This window comes from Burkholderia sp. R-40, from assembly GCF_049942845.1.
Classification (GTDB): domain Bacteria; phylum Pseudomonadota; class Gammaproteobacteria; order Burkholderiales; family Burkholderiaceae; genus Burkholderia; species Burkholderia ambifaria.
In genome coordinates, this window is sequence record NZ_CP187967.1 from 2,672,023 (window position 1) to 2,692,000 (window position 19,978).

14 protein-coding genes are annotated in these 19,978 nt (G+C 69.3%); 7 read left to right on the forward strand and 7 right to left on the reverse strand.

Going from position 1 to position 19,978, the window contains the following annotated elements; all coding sequences use genetic code 11:
* Positions 1-124: 124 nt before the first annotated feature.
* The 3 genes from ACP26O_RS12375 to hemC are packed head-to-tail and all read right to left on the reverse strand — an operon-like array spanning position 125 to position 4,268.
* The gene (locus ACP26O_RS12375; RefSeq protein WP_175665037.1) at positions 125-1,312 is read right to left on the reverse strand and encodes a heme biosynthesis protein HemY; all 1,188 of its coding nucleotides are present in this window, start codon (positions 1,310-1,312) and stop codon (positions 125-127) included.
* Between the two features lie 2 nt (positions 1,313-1,314).
* On the reverse strand, positions 1,315-3,282 hold the full coding sequence (gene hemDX, locus ACP26O_RS12380) for a fused uroporphyrinogen-III synthase HemD/membrane protein HemX (RefSeq protein WP_175665038.1): 1,968 nt from the start codon (positions 3,280-3,282) through the stop codon (positions 1,315-1,317).
* Entirely contained in the window at positions 3,282-4,268 is a 987-nt protein-coding gene (gene hemC, locus ACP26O_RS12385) for a hydroxymethylbilane synthase (RefSeq protein ID WP_175665039.1), read from the reverse strand. Before hemC ends, hemDX begins: the two co-directional genes overlap by 1 nt.
* Before the next feature lie 217 nt (positions 4,269-4,485).
* Between hemC and ppc the strand changes: the two genes are divergently transcribed.
* Positions 4,486-7,482: a phosphoenolpyruvate carboxylase gene (ppc, locus tag ACP26O_RS12390; protein ID WP_175665040.1), complete on the forward strand. Its 2,997-nt coding sequence runs from the start codon at positions 4,486-4,488 to the stop codon at positions 7,480-7,482.
* A 137-nt stretch (positions 7,483-7,619) separates the two neighbouring features.
* Here the strand turns inward: ppc and ACP26O_RS12395 are convergent, their stop codons facing one another.
* Positions 7,620-8,372 carry a class I SAM-dependent methyltransferase gene (locus tag ACP26O_RS12395; RefSeq protein WP_165751854.1) on the reverse strand — a complete coding sequence of 251 codons (753 nt, stop codon included), beginning with the start codon at positions 8,370-8,372 and terminating at the stop codon, positions 7,620-7,622.
* Between the two features lie 182 nt (positions 8,373-8,554).
* Here ACP26O_RS12395 and ACP26O_RS12400 point away from each other — a divergent pair, with 182 nt between their 5' ends.
* Complete coding sequence (locus ACP26O_RS12400; protein ID WP_011657642.1) at positions 8,555-9,364, forward strand: helix-turn-helix transcriptional regulator; 810 nt, start codon at positions 8,555-8,557, stop codon at positions 9,362-9,364.
* A 6-nt stretch (positions 9,365-9,370) separates the two neighbouring features.
* Here the strand turns inward: ACP26O_RS12400 and ACP26O_RS12405 are convergent, their stop codons facing one another.
* A complete protein-coding gene (locus ACP26O_RS12405; protein WP_175665041.1) occupies positions 9,371-10,366 on the reverse strand; it encodes a Csu type fimbrial protein in 996 nt (331 codons plus the stop codon).
* Between the two features lie 297 nt (positions 10,367-10,663).
* Between ACP26O_RS12405 and ACP26O_RS12410 the strand changes: the two genes are divergently transcribed.
* From ACP26O_RS12410 to ACP26O_RS12430, 5 genes are all read left to right on the forward strand, one after another.
* Positions 10,664-11,200, forward strand: coding sequence for a Csu type fimbrial protein (locus ACP26O_RS12410; protein WP_105833058.1), 537 nt, complete (start codon positions 10,664-10,666; stop codon positions 11,198-11,200).
* A gap of 6 nt (positions 11,201-11,206) precedes the next feature.
* Positions 11,207-11,920 carry a fimbrial biogenesis chaperone gene (locus tag ACP26O_RS12415; protein WP_175665042.1) on the forward strand — a complete coding sequence of 238 codons (714 nt, stop codon included), beginning with the start codon at positions 11,207-11,209 and terminating at the stop codon, positions 11,918-11,920.
* A 295-nt stretch (positions 11,921-12,215) separates the two neighbouring features.
* Positions 12,216-14,462, forward strand: a complete 2,247-nt coding sequence (locus ACP26O_RS12420) for a fimbria/pilus outer membrane usher protein (RefSeq protein ID WP_244099017.1) — start codon at positions 12,216-12,218, stop codon at positions 14,460-14,462.
* 99 nt (positions 14,463-14,561) lie between these two features.
* Entirely contained in the window at positions 14,562-15,971 is a 1,410-nt protein-coding gene (argH, locus tag ACP26O_RS12425) for an argininosuccinate lyase (protein WP_012364451.1), read from the forward strand.
* Positions 15,972-16,067: 96 nt separating this feature from the next.
* Complete coding sequence (locus ACP26O_RS12430) at positions 16,068-16,751, forward strand: HAD family hydrolase (protein ID WP_175656452.1); 684 nt, start codon at positions 16,068-16,070, stop codon at positions 16,749-16,751.
* Between the two features lie 88 nt (positions 16,752-16,839).
* On the opposite strand, the gene ACP26O_RS12435 is transcribed toward ACP26O_RS12430, so the two are convergent.
* On the reverse strand, positions 16,840-17,670 hold the full coding sequence (locus ACP26O_RS12435; protein WP_175665044.1) for a lysozyme inhibitor LprI family protein: 831 nt from the start codon (positions 17,668-17,670) through the stop codon (positions 16,840-16,842).
* On the reverse strand, positions 17,670-19,949 hold the full coding sequence (locus tag ACP26O_RS12440) for an arginine/lysine/ornithine decarboxylase (protein ID WP_011657650.1): 2,280 nt from the start codon (positions 19,947-19,949) through the stop codon (positions 17,670-17,672). Before ACP26O_RS12440 ends, ACP26O_RS12435 begins: the two co-directional genes overlap by 1 nt.
* Between the last annotated feature and the right edge of the window lie 29 nt (positions 19,950-19,978).

Sequence of the window (19,978 nt, forward strand, 5' to 3'; positions counted from 1 at the left end):
TGCCGCAAAAGCGCGTGAACCACGGCGTCCGGGCCGGCCTGCAACGCGACGCCGAATAAAAAATGCCCCGAAGGCCAATCGGCGTTCGGGGCATTTTCACGCGCGGCAGAAGACCGCCGCCGCGTCAGACCACGGTGATCGCGAGCGCGCTTTCGCGGTAGTGCTTCGCCGCCTTGTCGGTTTCGCCGAGATGCTCGAACAGGCGTGCGAGCGCACGGTGCGCACGCACTTTCAGCGCCTCGTTGTCGGCCTGCTTCAGCGCGGCCTCGAGGAACGACTGCGCCTTGCCCCACAGCTGCTGCTGTTGGCAGAGACGGCCGAGCGCGAACAGCAGGTCGGCATCGTCCGGGTGCTCCTTCTTCCACCCTTCGGCCTTCTGGATCAGCGGCAGCGCATCGGCGCCGGCCGTGTCCGGATAGCGGCGCAGCAGCCGCGCATCCCAGTTGTGCGCGAGCGCTTCCTCGACGATGCGGCGCGCTTCCGGGCGACGCTCGAGCGGCACCAGCAGTTCGGCCGCGAGATCGGCGAGGCGCGGCGACTCACGCTCGAGCGGCGACAGCGACTGCCACACCTCGAGCAGCGCGTCCGGATCGTGCCGGCGTTCGCGCAGCAGGTTCTCCGCCGCCTGCTGGCGCAGCCGCACGGCCGCGGCCGGATGCAGCGCCTCGCGCTTCTCGAGCGCCTTCGCGAGCTTCAGCACCTCGGCCCAGTTCTTCAACTGCTGCTGCGCGCGCAGGGCGACCTGCTGCGCATGGATGCGCTTGCCGCCCGCCTGCAGGTCGGCCAGCGCGGCGAGCGCGCCGTCGGCATCGCGTGCATCCGCGCGCATGTCGGCCGCGGCGAGGAGCCTCGCGTCCTGCCATTCGGGCGCGTCGACCTTCGACAGCCAGTCGTCGCGGCGCGTGTACTCGTGCATCCGGTGCGCGGCGGTGGCCGCGACGAGACTCGCGGCGCCCTGGTTCGCATCGACCGCGAGCGCGTCGCGCGCGGCCTTCTCCGCGCGCGAGAAGCGGCCCGCATACAGGTTCGCGATAGCATCGCGCAGCGACGCCTGCGCCTTCTCGTTGCGCGAACGCGCACGATACGCGGCGACCCGCTGCGGCATGCGCCAGATGTTGCGCACGATGCGCAGCAGCGCGTACACGACGATGAACAGCACGACGATGCCGATCACGAACAGGTTCAGCGACACGTCGATCCGGTACGGCGGATAGACGAGCAGCACCTGCCCCGCGTCGAAACGGCCGACGGTGGCGAGTGCCGCGGCGATCCCGAACAGGATCGCGAGCCAGACGATTCCTCGAAGCGTCATCGTTACCCCCGGCTCTTGAACTGCTGAACGGCGTTCAGACTCGTGTTCAGGTTCGGCACCGCGACCGTCAGCGATGCGCCGTCGACCTGCCGGAGCAGATCCTGGACGGTTTGCGTGTCCTTCGATGCCTGGTCGAAATACTTGCCGAGCGACGCCTGCGCCGCATGCAGGTCGGCCTTCATCGCGGTGTCGTTGCGCGAGAGCAGCGACAGCCGCGCGGTGAGCAGGCGCAGCTTCACGTTCTCGCGCACGAAGTAGCCCTGGTCGGGCGACGCGAGCATCGCGTCCGCATTGTCGATCCGGCGCACCTGCACGAGGCCCTTCAGTTGCTCGCCGAGGCCCGCCGAGAAGTCATGCCACCACACCTTCCAGCGCGGCGTGTCGGCCGCGACCGACGACGCGGCATCGGCCGGCGCGGCCTTCGGCGCCGCGTGCGGAACGATCGCCTCGCCCGACAACGGCAGCGCGTCGATCTTCGCGATCGCGTCGTCGAGCTTGATCGCGAGGCCCGTGAGGTCGGCCGACGGTGCGGCCTTCAGCTTCTCGATGTCCTGCGCGAGCGCCTTGCGCACCGTGACGGCCTGCGCGCTCTGCGACGTCGCGAGGCGCGCGTCGGCATTCTGCAGCGCGATCAGCGCAAGCTGCGTGTTACCGGTGAGCTGCAGCTGCTGGCTCGCGCTCGACAGCATCTGGTCGACTTCTTCCAGCATCCATGCGTCGCGGTTGCGCGACAGGTCCTGGTACTGCTGCTGCAGCGCCTGCTGTGCGCTCTGCGCGTCGGCGAGCTTGCCGTCGAGCTGCGCGAGCTGCGTGTCGACCTGGTGCGTGCCCGCGAGCGCCTGCTCGGTCTTCATGCGCGTCTCGGCCGTTTGCGCGTCGAGCGCCTTCTGGCGCGCGACGAACGTCGCGTCGAGCCGGTCGACCTTGCGGTTCAGCGCGTAGGCGCCCACGCCCGCGGCGCAGCCGAGCACGACGACGACGAACCACAGCGCCGCGCTGCTGCCGCGGCGCGCAGGCGATTGCGCGAGATAAGGGGGGCTGGACGGCGGCGCGGATGCAGCGGCCGGCTGGGAAGCGACGCTTTTGGAATCGTTGGTATCTGTCATGCGTTTAGTCACCGGTGCGGCTGTCGCCGGTTGGACGGCCTCGTCGGCCATCGTTCGAAACGCGCGGACGATGCGCTCATCGCCCGCGCCGGTCAGCGTAATCCTATCAAAACCCAGTGCGCGGGCGGTCTGCTCGATGCGCGGGTGCGGCGTCACGAGCGGCGCATGCTTCAGCGCCTCGATCTCGGCGTCGTTCAGGTGGGTGCGCGCGAGTTCGTGCAGGTTGCGCACCCCTTCCGAGCTCGTGACGAGCCATGCGTGCGGCGCGCCGGCGAGCAGCGCATGCACGCGCTCCCACGCGCCGACGCGCGGCTCGGGCACGACGCGCCGGTACGCGGCGACCAGCGTGACGTCCGCGCCGGCTTCGCGCAGCCGCTCGGCGAGCCATTCGCGCCCGCCGTCGCCGCGCACGATCAGCACGTGCTTGCCGGCGAGCGCCTGCGCGCCGCCGAACGCGGCCTCGATGCTCGCGAACAGGTTTTCCGAATCGTAATGCGGCACGCCGCCGTCGGCGGGCGCCTGCGGCGCGATCACGCGATGCGCGGGCGCGGCGATCCCGTGGCGCTCGAGCGCCGCGACGCTGCCCGGGCCGACGACGCCGACCGGCAGTGCATTCGGCCAGATCGCGCCGTACTGCGCGAGCGCGCGGTCGATCGCGTTCGGCGACACGAAGATCACCAGCGCGAAACGGTCGAGCGCCGCGAACGCGGCGTCGAGTGGCGCAGGATCGTCCACTGGCGCGATGTCGATCAGCGGGAATTCGAGCACGTCGCAGCCGGCCTCGGCCAGCTGGGCCGAGAGTCCGGCCGACTGGCCGTCCGGACGCGTCAGGACGGCGGTGAACGCGCGCGCGCCGCCCGCCATCAGGCGTCGCCCTTGCCGGCCTGCGACGCGGCCAGCAGTGCGTTGACGATGTCGAGCGCGCCCTGCGCCTCGAGCTCGTCGGACACCGCGCGGCCGAGCGCGAGCGCATCGGCGACGGTCATGACCGCGCCGCACTCCTCGGCCGTCAGCACGCGCTGGCCGTCGGTCGTCGACACGCGGCCCGTCAGGTACAGCTCGCCGGCGCGCCACACCGCGTGCGCGGCGAGCGGCACCTCGCAGCTGCCGCCGAGTGCGCGCGACACCATCCGCTCGGCCTCGACCGCGAGCGCGGTCTGCGGGTCGTGCAGCGGCGCGAGCCATGCGGCGACGTCCGTGCGGTGCGCGGCGATTTCGATGCCGAGCGCGCCCTGACCGGCGGCGGGCGGGCTGTCCTCGACGTCGATCAGTGTACGGATTCGCGCTTCGAGGCCGAGGCGCTTCAGGCCGGCGGCCGCGAGAATGATCGCCGCATAGTCGCCGCGATCGAGCTTCGCCAGGCGCGTGTCGAGGTTGCCGCGCAGCGGCAGCACGTCGAGGTGCGGATAGCGCGCGCGCAGCATCGCCTCGCGGCGCAGGCTCGACGTGCCGACGACGGCGCCGGCCGGCAGCGCGTCGAGCGACGCGTAGTCGTTCGACACGAACGCATCGCGCGGATCCTCGCGCTCCATGATCGCGGTGAGCGCGAAGCCGTCGGGCAGCGCCATCGGCACGTCCTTCAGCGAATGCACGGCCAGATCGGCGCGACCGTCGGCGAGCGCATTCTCCAGCTCCTTCACGAACAGGCCCTTGCCGCCGACCTTCGACAGCGTACGATCGAGAATCTGGTCGCCACGGGTCGTCATCCCGAGGATTTTCACGTCGCAAGCTGGATATAATTTGCGCAGCGCATCACGCACATGTTCGGCTTGCCACATCGCCAGGCGGCTCTCGCGCGAAGCAATCGTCAGCGTCGCAGGGGCTTGTGCCGAAATAGTCTCGGAATTCATTGCTGGAACATCGAAGGACGGGATGGAAGATCGAACAATGGTAGCACGCACGCTTCGGCCCGCCCGGGCCCGGAGCCCACGCCCGCCGCGCTTCGGCGCGGGCGGCGACACCGATGCGCGGATGTGCCGCACGTAGCTGGTTGCTTGACCGCAGTTCCCGTAGTTTCCGCAGTCCCCGCAGTCCCTTTTGACTCGAGCTTTCCCAAGGAAACCCATCGTGAAGTCTTCCGGATCGGCGCGTACGACGCGCCGCAATGCTGCCTTGCCCTCCTCCGACGCCCAGACGGGCACCATCGCCACCGCCGCGAACGGCCGTGCGAAAACGGCAACGAAACCGAAAGACCCGATACCTCGGACAAAACGCGCAATCAAGGCTTCCGGCCCGACCGCCCGCACGGCGAAGCCCGGCGTGCGCACGCGCGAGGACAAGGACGGCCCGCTGTTCGAGGACATCCGCTTCCTCGGCCGCCTGCTCGGCGATGTGGTGCGCGAACAGGAAGGCGACACCGTGTTCGACGTCGTCGAAACGATCCGCCAGACCGCGGTGAAGTTCCGTCGCGAAGACGACAGCGAAGCCGCACAGACTTTGGAGAGGAAGCTGCGCAAGCTGACGCCGGAGCAGACGGTGAGCGTCGTGCGCGCGTTCAGCTATTTCTCGCACCTCGCGAACATCGCGGAAGACCGCCACCACAACCGCCGCCGCCGCATCCACGCGCTGGCCGGCTCCGCGCCGCAGCCCGGCACCGTCGCATACGCGCTCGAACAGCTGAAAACGACCGGCAACGCGTCGAAGCGCCTGCTGCAGCGCTTCTTCGACGATGCGCTGATCGTGCCGGTGCTGACCGCGCACCCGACGGAAGTGCAGCGCAAGAGCATCCTCGACGCGCAGCACGACATCGCGCGGCTGCTCGCCGAGCGCGACCAGCCGCTCACCGCGCGCGAACGCTCGTACAACGAATCGATGCTGCGCGCGCGCGTCACCGCGCTGTGGCAGACCCGCATGCTGCGCGACTCGCGCCTGACGGTCGGCGACGAGATCGAGAACGCGCTGTCGTACTACCGCGCGACGTTCCTCGACGAGCTGCCCGCGCTGTACGGCGACATCGAGGCCGCGCTCGCCGAGCACGGCCTGCCGGCGCGCGTGCCCGCGTTCTTCCAGATGGGCAGCTGGATCGGCGGCGATCGCGACGGCAACCCGAACGTCACCGGCCCGACGCTCGACGAAGCGATCAACCGCCAGGCCGCGGTGATCCTCGAACATTATCTGGAGCAGGTGCACAAGCTCGGCGCCGAGCTGTCGGTGTCGAACCTGCTGGTCGGCGCGAACGACGCGGTGAAGGCGCTCGCGGCAGCTTCGCCCGACCAGTCGCCGCACCGCGTCGACGAACCGTATCGCCGTGCGCTGATCGGCATCTACACGCGGCTCGCCGCCAGCGCGCGCGTGCGCCTTGGCGAAGGCACGGTGCCGGTGCGCAGCGCGGGCCGCGGCGCGCCGCCGGTGCGCGCGATTCCGTATGCGGATTCCGAAGCGTTCGTTGCCGACCTGAAGGTGCTGACCGCCTCGCTCGACGAACACCACGGCGCGTCGCTCGCCGCGCCGCGCCTGGCGCCGCTGGTGCGCGCGGCCGAAGTGTTCGGCTTCCATCTCGCGAGCATCGACCTGCGCCAGAGCTCCGACATCCACGAAGCCGTGGTCGCCGAGCTGTTCGCGCGTGCCGGCGTCGAAGCCGACTACGCGGCGCTCGCCGAGGAAGACAAGCTGCGCGTGCTGCTCGCCGCACTCGCCGATCCGCGCCCGCTGCGCTCGCCGTACCTCGAATACTCGGCGCTCGCGCAGAGCGAGCTCGGCGTGTTCGAGAAGGCCCGCGAGGTGCGCGCGCAGTTCGGCGCGCGCGCGGTGCGCAACTACATCATCTCGCATACCGAAACCGTCAGCGACCTCGTCGAGGTGCTGCTGCTGCAGAAGGAAACGGGCCTGCTCGAAGGCCCGCTCGGCAGCCATGCGAAGAACGGCCTGATGGTGATCCCGCTGTTCGAGACGATCCCCGACCTGCGCGACGCCGCGCGCATCATGCGCGAATACTTCGCGCTGCCGGGCATCGACGCGCTGATCGCGCACCAGGGCGCCGAGCAGGAGGTGATGCTCGGCTACTCTGACAGCAACAAGGATGGCGGCTTCCTGACGTCGAACTGGGAGCTGTATCGCGCCGAACTCGCGCTCGTCGACGTGTTCCGCGAACGCAAGATCACGCTGCGGCTGTTCCACGGCCGCGGCGGCACGGTCGGCCGCGGGGGCGGCCCGACCTACCAGGCGATCCTGTCGCAGCCGCCGGGTACCGTGAACGGCCAGATCCGCCTGACCGAGCAGGGCGAGGTGATCGCGAGCAAGTTCGCGAACCCCGAAATCGGCCGGCGCAACCTCGAGACGGTGGTCGCCGCGACGCTCGAGGCGTCGCTGCTGCCGCAGTCGAACGCGCCCGCACAACTGCCCGCGTTCGAAGCCGCGATGCAGACGCTGTCGGACGCCGCGATGGCGTCGTATCGCGCGCTCGTCTATGAAACGCCCGGCTTCACCGACTACTTCTTCTCGTCGACGCCGATCACCGAGATCGCGGAGTTGAACATCGGCAGCCGCCCGGCCTCGCGCAAGCTGCAGGATCCGAAGAACCGCAAGATCGAAGACCTCCGCGCGATTCCGTGGGGCTTCTCGTGGGGGCAGTGCCGGCTGCTGCTGACGGGCTGGTACGGCTTCGGCAGCGCGGTGAGCGCGTACCTCGACGGCGCACCGGACGCGGCCGAACGCACGAAGCGCCTGACGCTGCTCAAGAAGATGAACAAGACCTGGCCGTTCTTCGCGAACCTGCTGTCGAACATGGACATGGTGCTCGCGAAGACCGATCTCGCGGTCGCGTCGCGCTATGCGCAGCTGGTCGCCGACCGCAAGCTGCGCAAGCACGTGTTCGAGCGGATCGTCGCGGAATGGGAGCGCACGTCGCAGGCGCTCGCGGAAATCACCGGGCACGAAGGCCGCCTTGCAACCAATCCGCTGCTCGCGCGCTCGATCAAGAACCGCTTCCCGTATCTCGATCCGCTGAACCACCTGCAGGTCGAGCTGATCAAGCGTCACCGCGCGGGCGACACGAACGCGCGGCTGCGCCGCGGGATTCACCTGACCATCAACGGGATCGCGGCCGGCCTGCGCAACACGGGCTGATCCGCGCGCGGCGCGGGTCCACCCCGCGCCGGCATCGCGATACGAAAGCCGCGATACGCGCGTCACGCGTATCGCGGCTTTTTTCATCGGACGGCGCTACGGCACGATGGCGACCACGCGGCCGCCGTGCCGCCGATTCATCGCGCGTCGATCAGCAACGCATCGTGCTCGAACGATCCGTCCGGCTGCACCGCGTAGTAGCCGCGCACCTCGTCGGGCGCATGCGCCCACAGCGCGCGGATGCCCGCGACGCTGTCGGCCGGCGTGCGGATCCGCTCGACCCACGTCTCGAAATCGATCGGCAGGCGCCAGCGGCTCTGCACCTGTGCATCGAAACCGGCGCCGCGGAACATCGCGAGCCATTCGTCGGCACGGTAGTCGCGCACGTGGGACGCGTCTCGCAGCACTTCCGCGGCCTGCAGATACGTGTCGAGCAGCGGATGGTCGTTGCCCGCGATGTCGATCATCAGCACGCGGCCGCCCGGCTTCAGCACACGACGCACCTCGGCGAGTGCCGCGCGCACGTCGTGCCAGTGGTGCGCACTCATCCGGCTGACCACCCAGTCGAAGGTGCCCGCGTCGAACGGCAGCCGCTCGGCCGGCCCCTGCTGCGTGCGGATGTTCGCGAGTCCGCGCTCGCGCGCGGCGGCGTCGACGGTCGCGAGCATCGGCGCGGCGAGATCGTAGGCGACCACGTCGCGCACGTGCGGCGCGACCGCGAAGCTCGCGTGGCCCGCGCCGCAGCCGAGATCGAGCACCGCGCCGTCGGGCGTCGCGCGCACGGCATCCGCCAGTGCCTGCAGATCGGCGCCCGTCGCGTGGACCGTGCTCGTCAGGTAGGCGGCGGCCGTCGTGCCGAATGCGTCGGCGACCTGGTCGTGGTGTTTCATCGTTCGCTCCTTCGTTGGGTGGGGCGCCCGCTGCCTGTCAGCGCGCGAATCGCTACAATAGGGCCGCGCTTGTACCAGTACAAGTTAAGCGGTTATTCTGGTATTTGTTACACCTGCCTGATTTCAGGCCCGATCTTCGCCGCGCATCCCGCTCCTTTTTTGTCGTTTCAGCCGTTTTCCGCATGAACCAGCCGTCCTCCGCCCCCACCCCGCCGCTCGACGCCACGCCCGCCCGCGCGCTCGGCGAATTCATCCGCGCGCATCGCGAACGGCTGTCGCCGCAGGCCGTCGGCCTGCCGCCCGGCCCGCGCCGCCGCACGCCGGGGCTGCGGCGCGAGGAAGTCGCGCAGCTGTGCGGCGTCAGCCCGACCTGGTACACGTGGATCGAGCAGGGCCGCCCGGTATCGGCGTCGGCCGACGCGCTCGCGCGGATCGCCGTCGCGCTGCAGTTGTCGAAGGCCGAACGCGCGTACCTGTTCGAGCTGGCCGCGCAGCGCGATCCGGCCGAGCCCGACGTCGCGGCCGGCGACCTGCCGCCGACGCTCGCGGCGACCGTCGCCGCGATCGCCACGCCTGCCTACGTGCTCGACCGGCAATGGAACGCCCTCGCGTGGAACGCGCCGGCCGCCGCGCTGTTCACGGGCTGGCTCGACGGCGAGCACGACCGCAACCTGCTGCGCTTCACGTTCATGGCGCCGGCCGCGCGCACGCTGATCGTCGACTGGGAAACCCGCGCGCGCCGGCTCGCGGCCGAATTCCGCGCCGACTCGATCCGCCACCTCGCCGACGCGCCGACCCGCGCGCTGATCGACGCGCTGATGGCCGGCAGCGACGCGTTCGCGCAGTACTGGGCGTCGCAGGACGTGTTCGAGCGCGAAGGCGGCCTGCGCGAGTTCGACCATCCGGCCGACGGCCGGCTCGTGTACCAGCAGATCACGCTGAAACCCGCGCACCGCGAGGATCTGAAGCTCGTCGTGCTGGTGCGCGATTGACGCGACTCAGAAGCTGATCGTCGCGGTAATGGTGTCGCTGTAGTTGCCGGGCGCCGGCGTCGCCTGCGCGGGGACGCGGCCATACACGGTGATCGCCTGCGCGAACCCGCTGCCGGTGCCCGTCGCCATCGACGTGCCGCCGGTGCCATCACCCCACGGCTGCGTGTGGCCGCTGTCCTGATAGAGCTGATAGCTGACCGAGCCGCCGCCCGTGCGCTGCATCGTGCGTGCGACGACACTGCCGCTGACCCCGCCGTTCAACGCAATCTGGAAGGCATCGCCGTTCGTGCAGCGCGCACTGATCGAGCCGCTCGCGCTCAGCGCCGACGTCAGCACGCCCGCCGGCGGAAACGCAACGCCGGTCGCGCTGATGATGCAGTTGTTGATGACGGTGGCGGTGGCGGCAAAGCTCATCGTGCCGGCCGTCGACTGCGACACGCACGGCGTGGGCTGCACGCCGAGCAGCGAAAAACTGAAGCTGTAGGCGGCCTGGTTGCCGGCGAAACTTTGCGTATAGTCCGTGCTGGCGTTGTTCACCGTCGGCACGGTCGGCTGGTTCGACGCGATGCGGCCATAGATGGTCACGTTGGTACTCGCGGTGGTGCCGAGCACAGGTTTCGTCAACGAGACGGAGATCGGCGTCGTGCCGGCACTGACCGCGCCCCAGGGCTGCGAATAGCCTGCGTCCTGATACAGGTCGTACTGCATCTGGTTCGTCCCGTTGGTCAGGTAGCGCGGGCTCGTGCCGCCGAGGTTCACGCAAACGAGCACGCCGGTGTTCACGCTCAGTGCGTCCCACGTGCAACTGACCGTCATCGTGCTGTTCGTCGTATAAGCCTGCAGCGTGATCGGACTGACCGAGCCGAAGCTCGGCACCGGCGGCGTCACGGAACACGTGTCCGCTCGAGCCGGCATCCACGGCATGCCGAGCAGCGCGGCCAGCAGCACGCACGCTAGCGCGCGCATCCAGCGGCGCGCCGTGTCGAATTCGTCATCCGCCATGCGTTCCCCCCGAACATGCTCGTCCGCTCGACCGTGCTTCCGGCCCGTGCGGCGCCCCATCGTATCCGGCTGCGCATCAATCGTTCGCACTGTTACTTGATCCATGTCAAATCGGCCGCTGCCAATCGGTTCGCAACCCCAAACATGCGTTCCGGGTCGGCGTTTTCTCGATTGCGCGCGCCTGAATCCGTGGAGTAGTCTTCCAACAACGACAGAGCGGTTACGGCGACCGGCAACAGACCACGCGGCAGGCACTCCGCGTCCGGGCGACCCCTTGAACGGCAGGAGACAATCATAATGAACGATTCCCGACGTCGTGTTCTTTCGGCCATGCTCGCGGCCAGCGTCGCATTCGCACCCGCGCTGCAGCCCGTCGCCATTGCGGCAGTCTATTCGAACGGCACCGCCACCGCCCAATTCACCGTCACGCTCACGATCCAGGCCAACTGCACGATCGCCGCGAACCCGCTCGCGTTCGGCACGGCCGGCGTGCTCGCGTCGGCAGTCAACCAGCAGACCACGGTCTCCGTCACCTGCACGAACTCGACGCCCTACAACGTCGGACTCGACGGCGGCACGGTAAGCGGCTCGACGGTCGCCAGCCGGCTGATGGGCGGCACGACGACCGGCAATACCAGCACGACGGTCGGCTATCAGCTCTACCAGGACTCGGGCCACTCGACGATCTGGGGCAACACGCAGGGCACCGACACGGTCGGCGGCACCGGCACCGGCTCCGCGCAAGTGCTGAATGTGTACGGCCAGGTGCCCGCGCAAGCGACGCCGAAGCCCGACACCTACCAGGCCTCCGTCACCGCCACCGTCTATTTCTGACGCGCCATGGCATGGTTCCCGCGCGCATTGGCCGCGCTCTGCGTCGCGTCCGCGTGCGCGGCCGCATCCGCCGCCACGCTGCAGATCACGCCCGTGACGATCGAGCTGGCGCCGTCGGCGGCCGCCGCGAGCATGACGCTCAGCAATCCCGGCGGACAGCCGATCTACGGCCAGGTCCGCACCTATCGCTGGACGCAGCAAAACGGCGACGACGTGATGACGCCGACCGACATGCTCGCCGCGTCGCCGCCGCTGCTGCAGATCGGCGCGAACGCCGAGCAGCTGATCCGGCTCGTGCGCACGGGCCGCGGTGCGCCGCCCGCCGAGGAAAGCTATCGCGTGCTGATCGATGAACTGCCCGCGCCCGGCACGCCGGTCGCGAACGGCGTCACGATCCGGCTGCGCTATTCCGTGCCCGTATTCGTCGAGCCCGATGGCGCGCCGGCGTCGCCAAAACTCGACTGGCGCGTCGAGCGTGACGGCGCGGGCACACGGCTTGCGGTCGACAACCTCGGTGGACGACGCGCGCAGATTTCCGCGGTTCGGCTCATCGACGCGCGCGGCACCGTGCACGACGTCACGCGCGGCCTGCTCGGCTATGCGCTCGCGGGCAGCACGCGGCGCTGGCCGCTCAAGCTGGATGCGGGCCCGGCGACATTCGTCAGGATCCAGGCGACCGTCAACGCGCAGCCGGTCGAAGCGCGGCTGACACCGCCCTGATCCGGCTCGGCAGGATCGCACGACGTTGCCCGTTCCGACGACGCGCATGGCCCTCCCCGCTGCCGGCCCCGCACGATACGCGCGGCCCGCCGCAGCGGTGCTTGCACTGGCGCTGGCACTGCATGCAGGCACCGGCTGCGCGCAAACGGCGCCGGTGCAGGTTGCAGCTGCGCCGGCGCTGGTGCCCGTGCCTGCGTCCGTGCCTACTTCCGTGCCTGCGTCCGTGCCGGCGCCTGTGCCCGTGCCCGTGCCCGTGCCGGCGCCGGTGCCAATGCCAATGCCGGTGCCTGCGCCCATGCCCACGCCGGCGCCCGCGCCCGCATCCGACGCACTGTTTCTCGACGTATCGGTCAATGGCGAACCGACGCACCGGATCGCACGCTTCCAGCAAATCGACGGACGCCTGTACGCGGCCTCCGCCGACCTGAACGACCTGGGTATCGCGACGAACGACCGGACGAACGACCGCACGCAGGAGCCGTCGAACGTGCTCGTCGCGCTCGACACGCTCGCCGGGCTGCGCTACGACTACGACGCGGGCCGGCAGACGCTCGACCTGCGCGTGCCCGATGCGCTGCGCATCCCGCACACGTTCGATACGCGCGCACTCGCGGCCGCGCCGCCCGCCACGTCCGGCCGCGGCTTCGTGCTGAACTACGACGCCTACGCGCAGACCATCGCCCATGCGCCGCTCGCGGTCTGGAGCGAGGCGCGCTATTTCGACCCGTACGGCGTATTCAGCAGCACCGGCGTCGCGTATCTGTACGACGACCGCCGGCGCTACGTGCGCTACGACACGTCGTGGAGTCATTCGAACCCCGGCACGCTCACGACGACCCAGATCGGCGACACGATTTCGTCGTCGTTGTCGTGGACCCGCTCGCTGCGCATCGGCGGCGTGCAGTGGCGCAGCAATTTCGGCCTGCGTCCCGATCTGGTCACGTTTCCGGTGCCCGCGCTGTCCGGCAGCGCGGTCGTGCCGACCTCGGTCGACCTGTACGTGAACAACGTGCGCCAGTTCAGCGGCAACGTGGCGAGCGGGCCGTTCGTGATCAACAGCGTGCCCGGCATCACCGGCGCGGGCAACGCGACGGTCATCACGCGCGACGCGCTCGGCCGCTCGATCGCGACGTCCATTCCGCTGTACGTCGACACGCGCCTGCTCGCCCCCGGCCTCGCCAGCTATTCGGCGGAAGCCGGGTTCCTGCGCCGCGCCTATGGCATCGACTCGTTCGACTACGCGCGCACGCCGGCCGCGAGCGGCTCGCTGCGCTACGGGATCAGCGAGCGGCTGACCGTCGAGGCGCACGCGGAAGCGACGGCCGGCGTCTACAACGCGGGTGCCGGCGCGCTCGCACGTCTGGGCGAACGCGGCGTGGCGAACGCGTCGCTGGCGCTCAGCGCGCCGGGCCGCACGGGCGTGCAGGCCGGCATCGGCTACCAGTACGTGACGCCGCGCTTCTCCATCGATGCCCAGACGCTGCGCGCCTTCGGCGACTACAGCGACCTCGGCAGCCGCGAAGGCGTGCCGGTGTCGCGCGCCACCGACCGCGTCACGGTGTCATTCCCGTTCCTGCGCAGGCAGACGCTGTCGTTCAGCTATCTCGGCCTCAAGTATCCGGGCGTCGCCGCCTCGCGCATCGGCTCGGTCGCGTACCTAGTCAATCTCGGCGGGCTGACCTCGGTCACGTTCAGCGGCTTCCAGGACTTCCGGCAGCGCGACACGCGCGGCTTCTTCGTGAGCGTGAGCATCGGGCTCGGCGGCAACACGTCCGTGTCGGTGAACGCCGGGCGGCAGAACGGCGACTCGACCTACACGCTGAGCGCGACACGGCCGCCCGACTATGGCGGCGGCGTCGGCTGGAACGTGCAGGCGGGCGCCAACGCAGGCATGCGCTACGCGCAGGGGCAGTTGCAGTATCTCGGCCGTGCGGGCGAGGTCACGTTGCTCACGCAGTCGTTCGACGGGCACCGCAACGCGTCGGTCGACGTCACGGGCGCGATCGTGCTGATGAACGGCCAGCTGATGACGGCACGCCGCGTCGACGACGGCTTCGCGCTCGTCTCGACCGACACCGGGCGCGTGCCCGTGCTGCACCAGAACCGGATGATCGGCGAGACGAACCGGGCCGGCTATCTGCTCGTGCCCGACCTGAATGCGTACCAGAGCAATCGCGTCGCGATCGACGGCACCGCGCTGCCCGCCGACGCCCGGATCGCCGACACGACGCTCGACGTCGTGCCGCAGGCGCGCTCCGGCGTGCTCGCGCACTTCGCGGTGACACGCTACAGCGCCGCGTCGATCGCGCTGCGCGCGCCGGACGGCACGCCGCTGCCGCCCGGGCTCGAGGTCCGCCACGTCGAAACCGGTCAGCGCACGATCGTCGGCTACGACGGCCTGACCTTCGTCGACGGCCTCGTCGCGAACAACCACCTGGAAATCACCGGCGGCGGCCGCGATTGCGCCGTTGCGTTCGCGTACCAGCGCCCCGACGACGGCACGCTGCCGCGGATCGGCCCGCTGACCTGCGGCCCGCGGTGATCCGCGGCCGGCGCGCGCCGGCCGTCAGCCCCGCGAATGTTAGAATTGCGGGATTCCCTCGGCGGCGCACGCCGCCCAACTCCCCTTCGAAGAATCGCCATGACGTCCCAACTGCACAAAAAGGGCGAGGCCTGGTCGGCCCGCTTCTCGGAACCGATGTCGGAGCTGGTCAAGCGCTACACGTCGTCGGTGTTTTTCGACAAGCGCCTCGCGCTCGTCGACATCGCCGGCTCGCTCGCGCACGCGAGCATGCTCGCGGCGCAGAAGATCATCAGCGCCGACGATCTCGCCGCGATCGAGCGCGGGATGACGCAGATCAAGGGCGAGATCGAGCGCGGCGAATTCGAATGGCAGCTGGATCTCGAGGACGTCCACCTGAACATCGAGGCGCGCCTGACCGCGCTGATCGGCGATGCGGGCAAGCGCCTGCACACGGGCCGCTCGCGCAACGACCAGGTCGCGACCGACATCCGGCTGTGGCTGCGCGGCGAGATCGACCGCATCGGCGGCCTGCTGAACGACCTGCGCGGCGCGCTGATCGACCTCGCGGAAAAGAACGCCGACACGATCATGCCGGGCTTCACGCACCTGCAGGTCGCGCAGCCGGTCACGTTCGGCCATCACCTGCTCGCATACGTCGAGATGTTCACGCGCGACGCGGAACGCATGCGCGACTGCCGCACCCGCGTGAACCGCCTGCCGCTCGGCGCGGCCGCGCTCGCGGGCACGAGCTACCCGATCGACCGTCACGCCGTCGCGAAGACGCTCGGCTTCGACGGCATCTGCGCGAACTCGCTCGACGCGGTGTCGGATCGCGACTTCGCGATCGAATTCACGGCGGCATCCGCGCTCGTGATGACGCACGTGTCGCGCTTCTCCGAGGAACTCGTGCTGTGGATGAGCCCGCGCGTCGGCTTCATCGACATCGCCGATCGCTTCTGCACCGGCAGCTCGATCATGCCGCAGAAGAAGAACCCGGACGTGCCCGAGCTCGCGCGCGGCAAGACGGGCCGCGTGAACGGCCACCTGATGGCGCTCCTCACGCTGATGAAGGGCCAACCGCTCGCGTACAACAAGGACAACCAGGAAGACAAGGAACCGCTGTTCGACACGGTCGACACCGTCGCCGACACGCTGCGAATCTTCGCCGAGATGGTCGCGGGCATCACCGTGAAGCCGGACGCGATGCGCGCGGCCGCGCTGCAGGGCTTCTCGACCGCCACCGACCTCGCCGACTACCTCGTGAAGCGCGGGCTGCCGTTCCGCGACGCGCACGAAGCGGTCGCGCACGCGGTGCGGATCTGCGACGACCGCGGGATCGACCTCGCCGACCTGACGCTCGACGAAATGAAGCAGGAACTGCCGAACGTCGCGCACCTGATCGGCGACGACGTGTTCGGCTACCTCACGCTCGAAGGTTCGGTCGCAAGCCGCAACCACGCGGGCGGCACCGCGCCCGACCAGGTGCGTGCGGCGGTCAAGGCTGCCCGCGCCGCGCTCGGCACGTAAGCCCGTTGTCCCGGACGGACGCCTCCCCGGCGTCCGTCCTCCATTCGGGCGGCCGCCGCGCCGCCCGTTGCCTGCCCCGCTTCCCGGATACCGCCGATGACCTTCTCCGCCGCGCTCTTCGACATGGACGGCCTGCTCGTCGATTCCGAGCGGACCATCATGAACACGTGGATCGACGTGTCGACCGCGCACGGCGTCACGTTGACCGAGATCGACTACCTGCAGATCGTCGGGCGCTCGTTCGCCGAAGGCCAGGTGATTCTCGCGCGGCTGATCGGCGACACCGACACGTTCGACGCCGTGCGCCTGCTCGTGCGCGAACAGCTCGCCGCACCCGAACCGCATCCGAAGTTTCCGCTTAAAGCGGGCGCGCTTGCGCTGCTCGAGGCGCTCGCGCAGGCCGGCATTCCGTGCGCGGTCGCGTCATCGTCCGCGCGCGACGTGATCCGTGCACGGCTCGACGCGGTCGGCGTGCTGCCGTTCTTCCACGCGATCGCGGGCGGCGACGAAGTCGCGCGCGGCAAGCCCGATCCGGCCGTGTACCGGCTCGCGGCCGAGCGCCTCGGCGTGCCGGCCCACGCGTGCGTCGCGTTCGAGGACAGCGACTTCGGCGCGCTGTCGGCCGCCGGCGCTGGCGCATCGGTCGTCACCGTGCCCGATCTGAAGGCGCCCACACCCGAGATCGTCGCGCTGAGCCTGCACGTGCTCACGTCGCTCGACGATGCGCTCGCGCTCGTGCCGTCGTGGTTCGGCGGCCTCGACACGCAGCAATCCGCGTAAGCGCCGCACGCGGCACCCCACATGCAAACGGGCACCCTCGGGTGCCCGTTTTGCGTTGCCGCGCCGGATGCCGGCAGAGCGGCGAACCCTACTTGTTGCCGGCCGTCTCCGACAGCCGCTTCATCGTCGCGATGCGCGCGCCGATCAGGTCGACGCGCCCGTCCTCGCCGACGAGCGGCGCCGTCGCATCGCGGAACGTGACCCATGCGCGTTGCGCGCGCACGAGCGTCGCGGCCGAATGCGCGGGCATCTTGCGACGCAGCTTCTGGTAATAGCGGTTCAGATCGAACAGCGCATGCTCGCACGCGGCATCCTGCACGCACGGCCGCACGCGGCCGATCGCCGGATCGCGCGGCACGTTTGCCGGCTTGCCGCCGACTGCCGCGGCGGCGCCCGGCGCCGCGCTCACGCCGCCCTGCGCACCGCTCGTCGCGGCCACCGGCACGGCGGCGGGCGGCGGCGCATAGCGGTCGGCCGCCGCGCGCAGCGCCAGCGCGCGATCGCGCACCGGCTGCAGTTGCATGTCGGCGCTCGACATCGCGTATGCGGTGCCGCGCGTCGTGTCGTACACGGCCTTCAGCAGCTGAATTTCATCCTTGCGCCACGTGACCCAGTGGCGCTGGCTGTCCTGCCAGCCGCGCTTCACGTCGGCCGGCGCATCGTCCGACAGGCGCTGGTACGCGCGGTCCATCACCGTCTGCCACTGCTGCTGCGCCTCGCCCATGCACTGGATCTGGCCGGCCGTCGACGACCGGTCGCGCCGCGCGAGACACTGCCGCATCGCGACGTCGATCGGGTCGGCCGCCGCCACTTCCGCCTGCGCGACATTGAACCCCGCCGGCCCTGCCGACCACGCGGCCCAGACGACGAGCGCGGCCAGCGCCGCGCGCATCGTCCGGATTCGTCCCTGCGCCGCCATCAGTCGCGCACGCAGTCGACGAAGTACTCGACGCGACCGTTCATTTCTTCCGCGACGAGGCCGTGGATGTCGGTATGGAAGCCCGGGAAGCGTTCGTTGAAGTCGCGCGCGAACCGCAGGTAGTTCACGATCGTCTTGTTGAAGCGCTCGCCCGGAATCAGCAGCGGAATGCCCGGCGGGTACGGCGTCAGCAGGATGCTCGTCACGCGGCCTTCGAGCTCGTCGAGCGGCACGCGGTCGATCTTGCGGTGCGCGAGCTTCGCGAACGCGTCCGACGGCTTCAGCGCCGGCTCCATGTCCGACAGGTACATCTCCGTCGTCAGGCGCGCGATGTCGTTCGCACGGTACACGTCGTGGATCTGCGTGCACAGGTCACGCAGGCCGACACGCTCGTAGCGCGGGTGCTGTGCGACGAATTCCGGCAGCACGCGCCACAGCGGCTGGTTGTTGTCGTAGTCGTCCTTGAACTGCTGCAGCTCGGTCACCATCGAGTTCCAGCGGCCCTTCGTGATGCCGATCGTGAACATGATGAAGAACGAGTACAGGCCGGTCTTCTCGACGATGATCCCGTGCTCGGCCAGGTACTTCGTGACGATCGCGGCCGGAATGCCCGTCTCGCCGAACTCGCCGTCGACGTCGAGCCCCGGCGTGATGATCGTCGCCTTGATCGGGTCGAGCATGTTGAAGCCTTCCGCCAGCGGGCCGAAGCCGTGCCAGTGGTCGTTCGGCTTCAGCATCCAGTCCTCGCGCGAACCGATGCCTTCTTCCGACAGGTCGTCCGGGCCCCACACGCTGAAGAACCAGTCGTCGCCGTATTCGGCGTCGACCTTGCGCATCGCGCGGCGGAAGTCGATCGCCTCGGCGATCGATTCCTCGACGAGCGCGGTGCCGCCCGGCGGCTCCATCATCGCGGCCGCGACGTCGCACGACGCAATGATCGCGTACTGCGGGCTCGTCGACGTGTGCATCAGGTACGCCTCGTTGAAGCGGTGCTTGTCGAACGTGCGGTTCTCGGAATCCTGCACGACGATCTGCGACGCCTGCGAGATGCCCGCGAGCAGCTTGTGCGTCGAGTGCGTCGCGAACACGAGCGCGCCCGTGCGCGGACGGCCGTCGCCGATCGCGTGCATGTCGCGGTAGAAGTCGTGGAACGTCGCATGCGGCAGCCATGCTTCGTCGAAGTGCAGCGTGTCGAGCAGGTCGCCGAGCAGGTCCTTGATCATCTCGACGTTGTAGACGACGCCGTCGTACGTGCTCTGCGTGATCGTCAGGATGCGCGGCTTGAGGTCAGGGTTCTCGCGCAGCGCTTCGCGTGCGAACGGGTTCGCCTCGATCTTCTTGCGGATGTTCTCCGGCTTGAATTCGTCGCGCGGGATCGGCCCGATGATGCCGAAGTGGTTGCGCGTCGGCGTGAGGAACACCGGAATCGCACCCGTCATCGTGATCGCGTGCAGGATCGACTTGTGGCAGTTGCGGTCGACCAGCACGATGTCGCCGGGCGCGACCGTCGCGTGCCAGACGATCTTGTTCGACGTCGACGTGCCGTTGGTCACGAAGAACAGGTGATCCGCGCTGAAGATGCGCGCCGCGTTGCGCTCGGACGCCGCGACCGGGCCCGTGTGGTCGAGCAGCTGGCCGAGTTCGTCGACTGCATTACAGACGTCCGCGCGCAGCATGTTCTCGCCGAAGAACTGGTGGAACATCTGACCGAGCGGGTTCTTCAGGAACGCGACGCCGCCCGAGTGGCCGGGGCAGTGCCACGAATACGAGCCTTCGTCCGCGTACTTGACCAGTTCCTTGAAGAACGGCGGCGCGAGCGAGTCGAGATAGACCTTCGCCTCGCGGATGATGTGGCGCGCGACGAACTCCGGCGTGTCCTCGAACATGTGGATGAAGCCGTGCAGTTCGCGCAGGATGTCGTTCGGCAGATGCCGCGACGTGCGCGTCTCGCCGTACAGGAAGATCGGGATGTCCGCGTTGCGGCGGCGCACTTCGGTCACGAACGCGCGCAGCTCGATGATCGCGGTCGCCAGCTCGGGCAGCTCGCCGTCCGCGCCCGTTTCGCCGAGCATGAGTTCGTCGTCGTCGATCGACAGGATGAAGCACGACGCGCGGCTCGACTGCTGCGCGAACGACGTCAGATCGCCGTAGCTCGTGAGGCCGAGGACTTCGACGCCCTCCTTCTCGATCGCTTCGGCCAACGCCCGGATGCCGGAGCCCGAGATGTTCTCGGAGCGGAAATCTTCGTCGATGATGACGACGGGAAAACGAAACTTCATGGGCGATTCTCCAAAAAGAACGACCGCGG

What these genes read in the sequence shown, in the direction of transcription:
- ACP26O_RS12375 (WP_175665037.1), bottom strand. Translation starts at nt 1,312, where the DNA reads ATGACGCTTCGAGGAATCGTCTGGCTCGCGATCCTGTTCGGGATCGCC.
- hemDX (WP_175665038.1), bottom strand. Translation starts at nt 3,282, where the DNA reads ATGGCGGGCGGCGCGCGCGCGTTCACCGCCGTCCTGACGCGTCCGGAC.
- hemC (WP_175665039.1), bottom strand. Translation starts at nt 4,268, where the DNA reads ATGAATTCCGAGACTATTTCGGCACAAGCCCCTGCGACGCTGACGATT.
- ACP26O_RS12395 (WP_165751854.1), bottom strand. Translation starts at nt 8,372, where the DNA reads ATGAAACACCACGACCAGGTCGCCGACGCATTCGGCACGACGGCCGCC.
- ACP26O_RS12400 (WP_011657642.1), top strand. Translation starts at nt 8,555, where the DNA reads ATGAACCAGCCGTCCTCCGCCCCCACCCCGCCGCTCGACGCCACGCCC.
- ACP26O_RS12405 (WP_175665041.1), bottom strand. Translation starts at nt 10,366, where the DNA reads ATGGCGGATGACGAATTCGACACGGCGCGCCGCTGGATGCGCGCGCTA.
- ACP26O_RS12410 (WP_105833058.1), top strand. Translation starts at nt 10,664, where the DNA reads ATGAACGATTCCCGACGTCGTGTTCTTTCGGCCATGCTCGCGGCCAGC.
- ACP26O_RS12415 (WP_175665042.1), top strand. Translation starts at nt 11,207, where the DNA reads ATGGCATGGTTCCCGCGCGCATTGGCCGCGCTCTGCGTCGCGTCCGCG.
- ACP26O_RS12420 (WP_244099017.1), top strand. Translation starts at nt 12,216, where the DNA reads ATGCCCACGCCGGCGCCCGCGCCCGCATCCGACGCACTGTTTCTCGAC.
- argH (WP_012364451.1), top strand. Translation starts at nt 14,562, where the DNA reads ATGACGTCCCAACTGCACAAAAAGGGCGAGGCCTGGTCGGCCCGCTTC.
- ACP26O_RS12430 (WP_175656452.1), top strand. Translation starts at nt 16,068, where the DNA reads ATGACCTTCTCCGCCGCGCTCTTCGACATGGACGGCCTGCTCGTCGAT.
- ACP26O_RS12435 (WP_175665044.1), bottom strand. Translation starts at nt 17,670, where the DNA reads ATGGCGGCGCAGGGACGAATCCGGACGATGCGCGCGGCGCTGGCCGCG.
- ACP26O_RS12440 (WP_011657650.1), bottom strand. Translation starts at nt 19,949, where the DNA reads ATGAAGTTTCGTTTTCCCGTCGTCATCATCGACGAAGATTTCCGCTCC.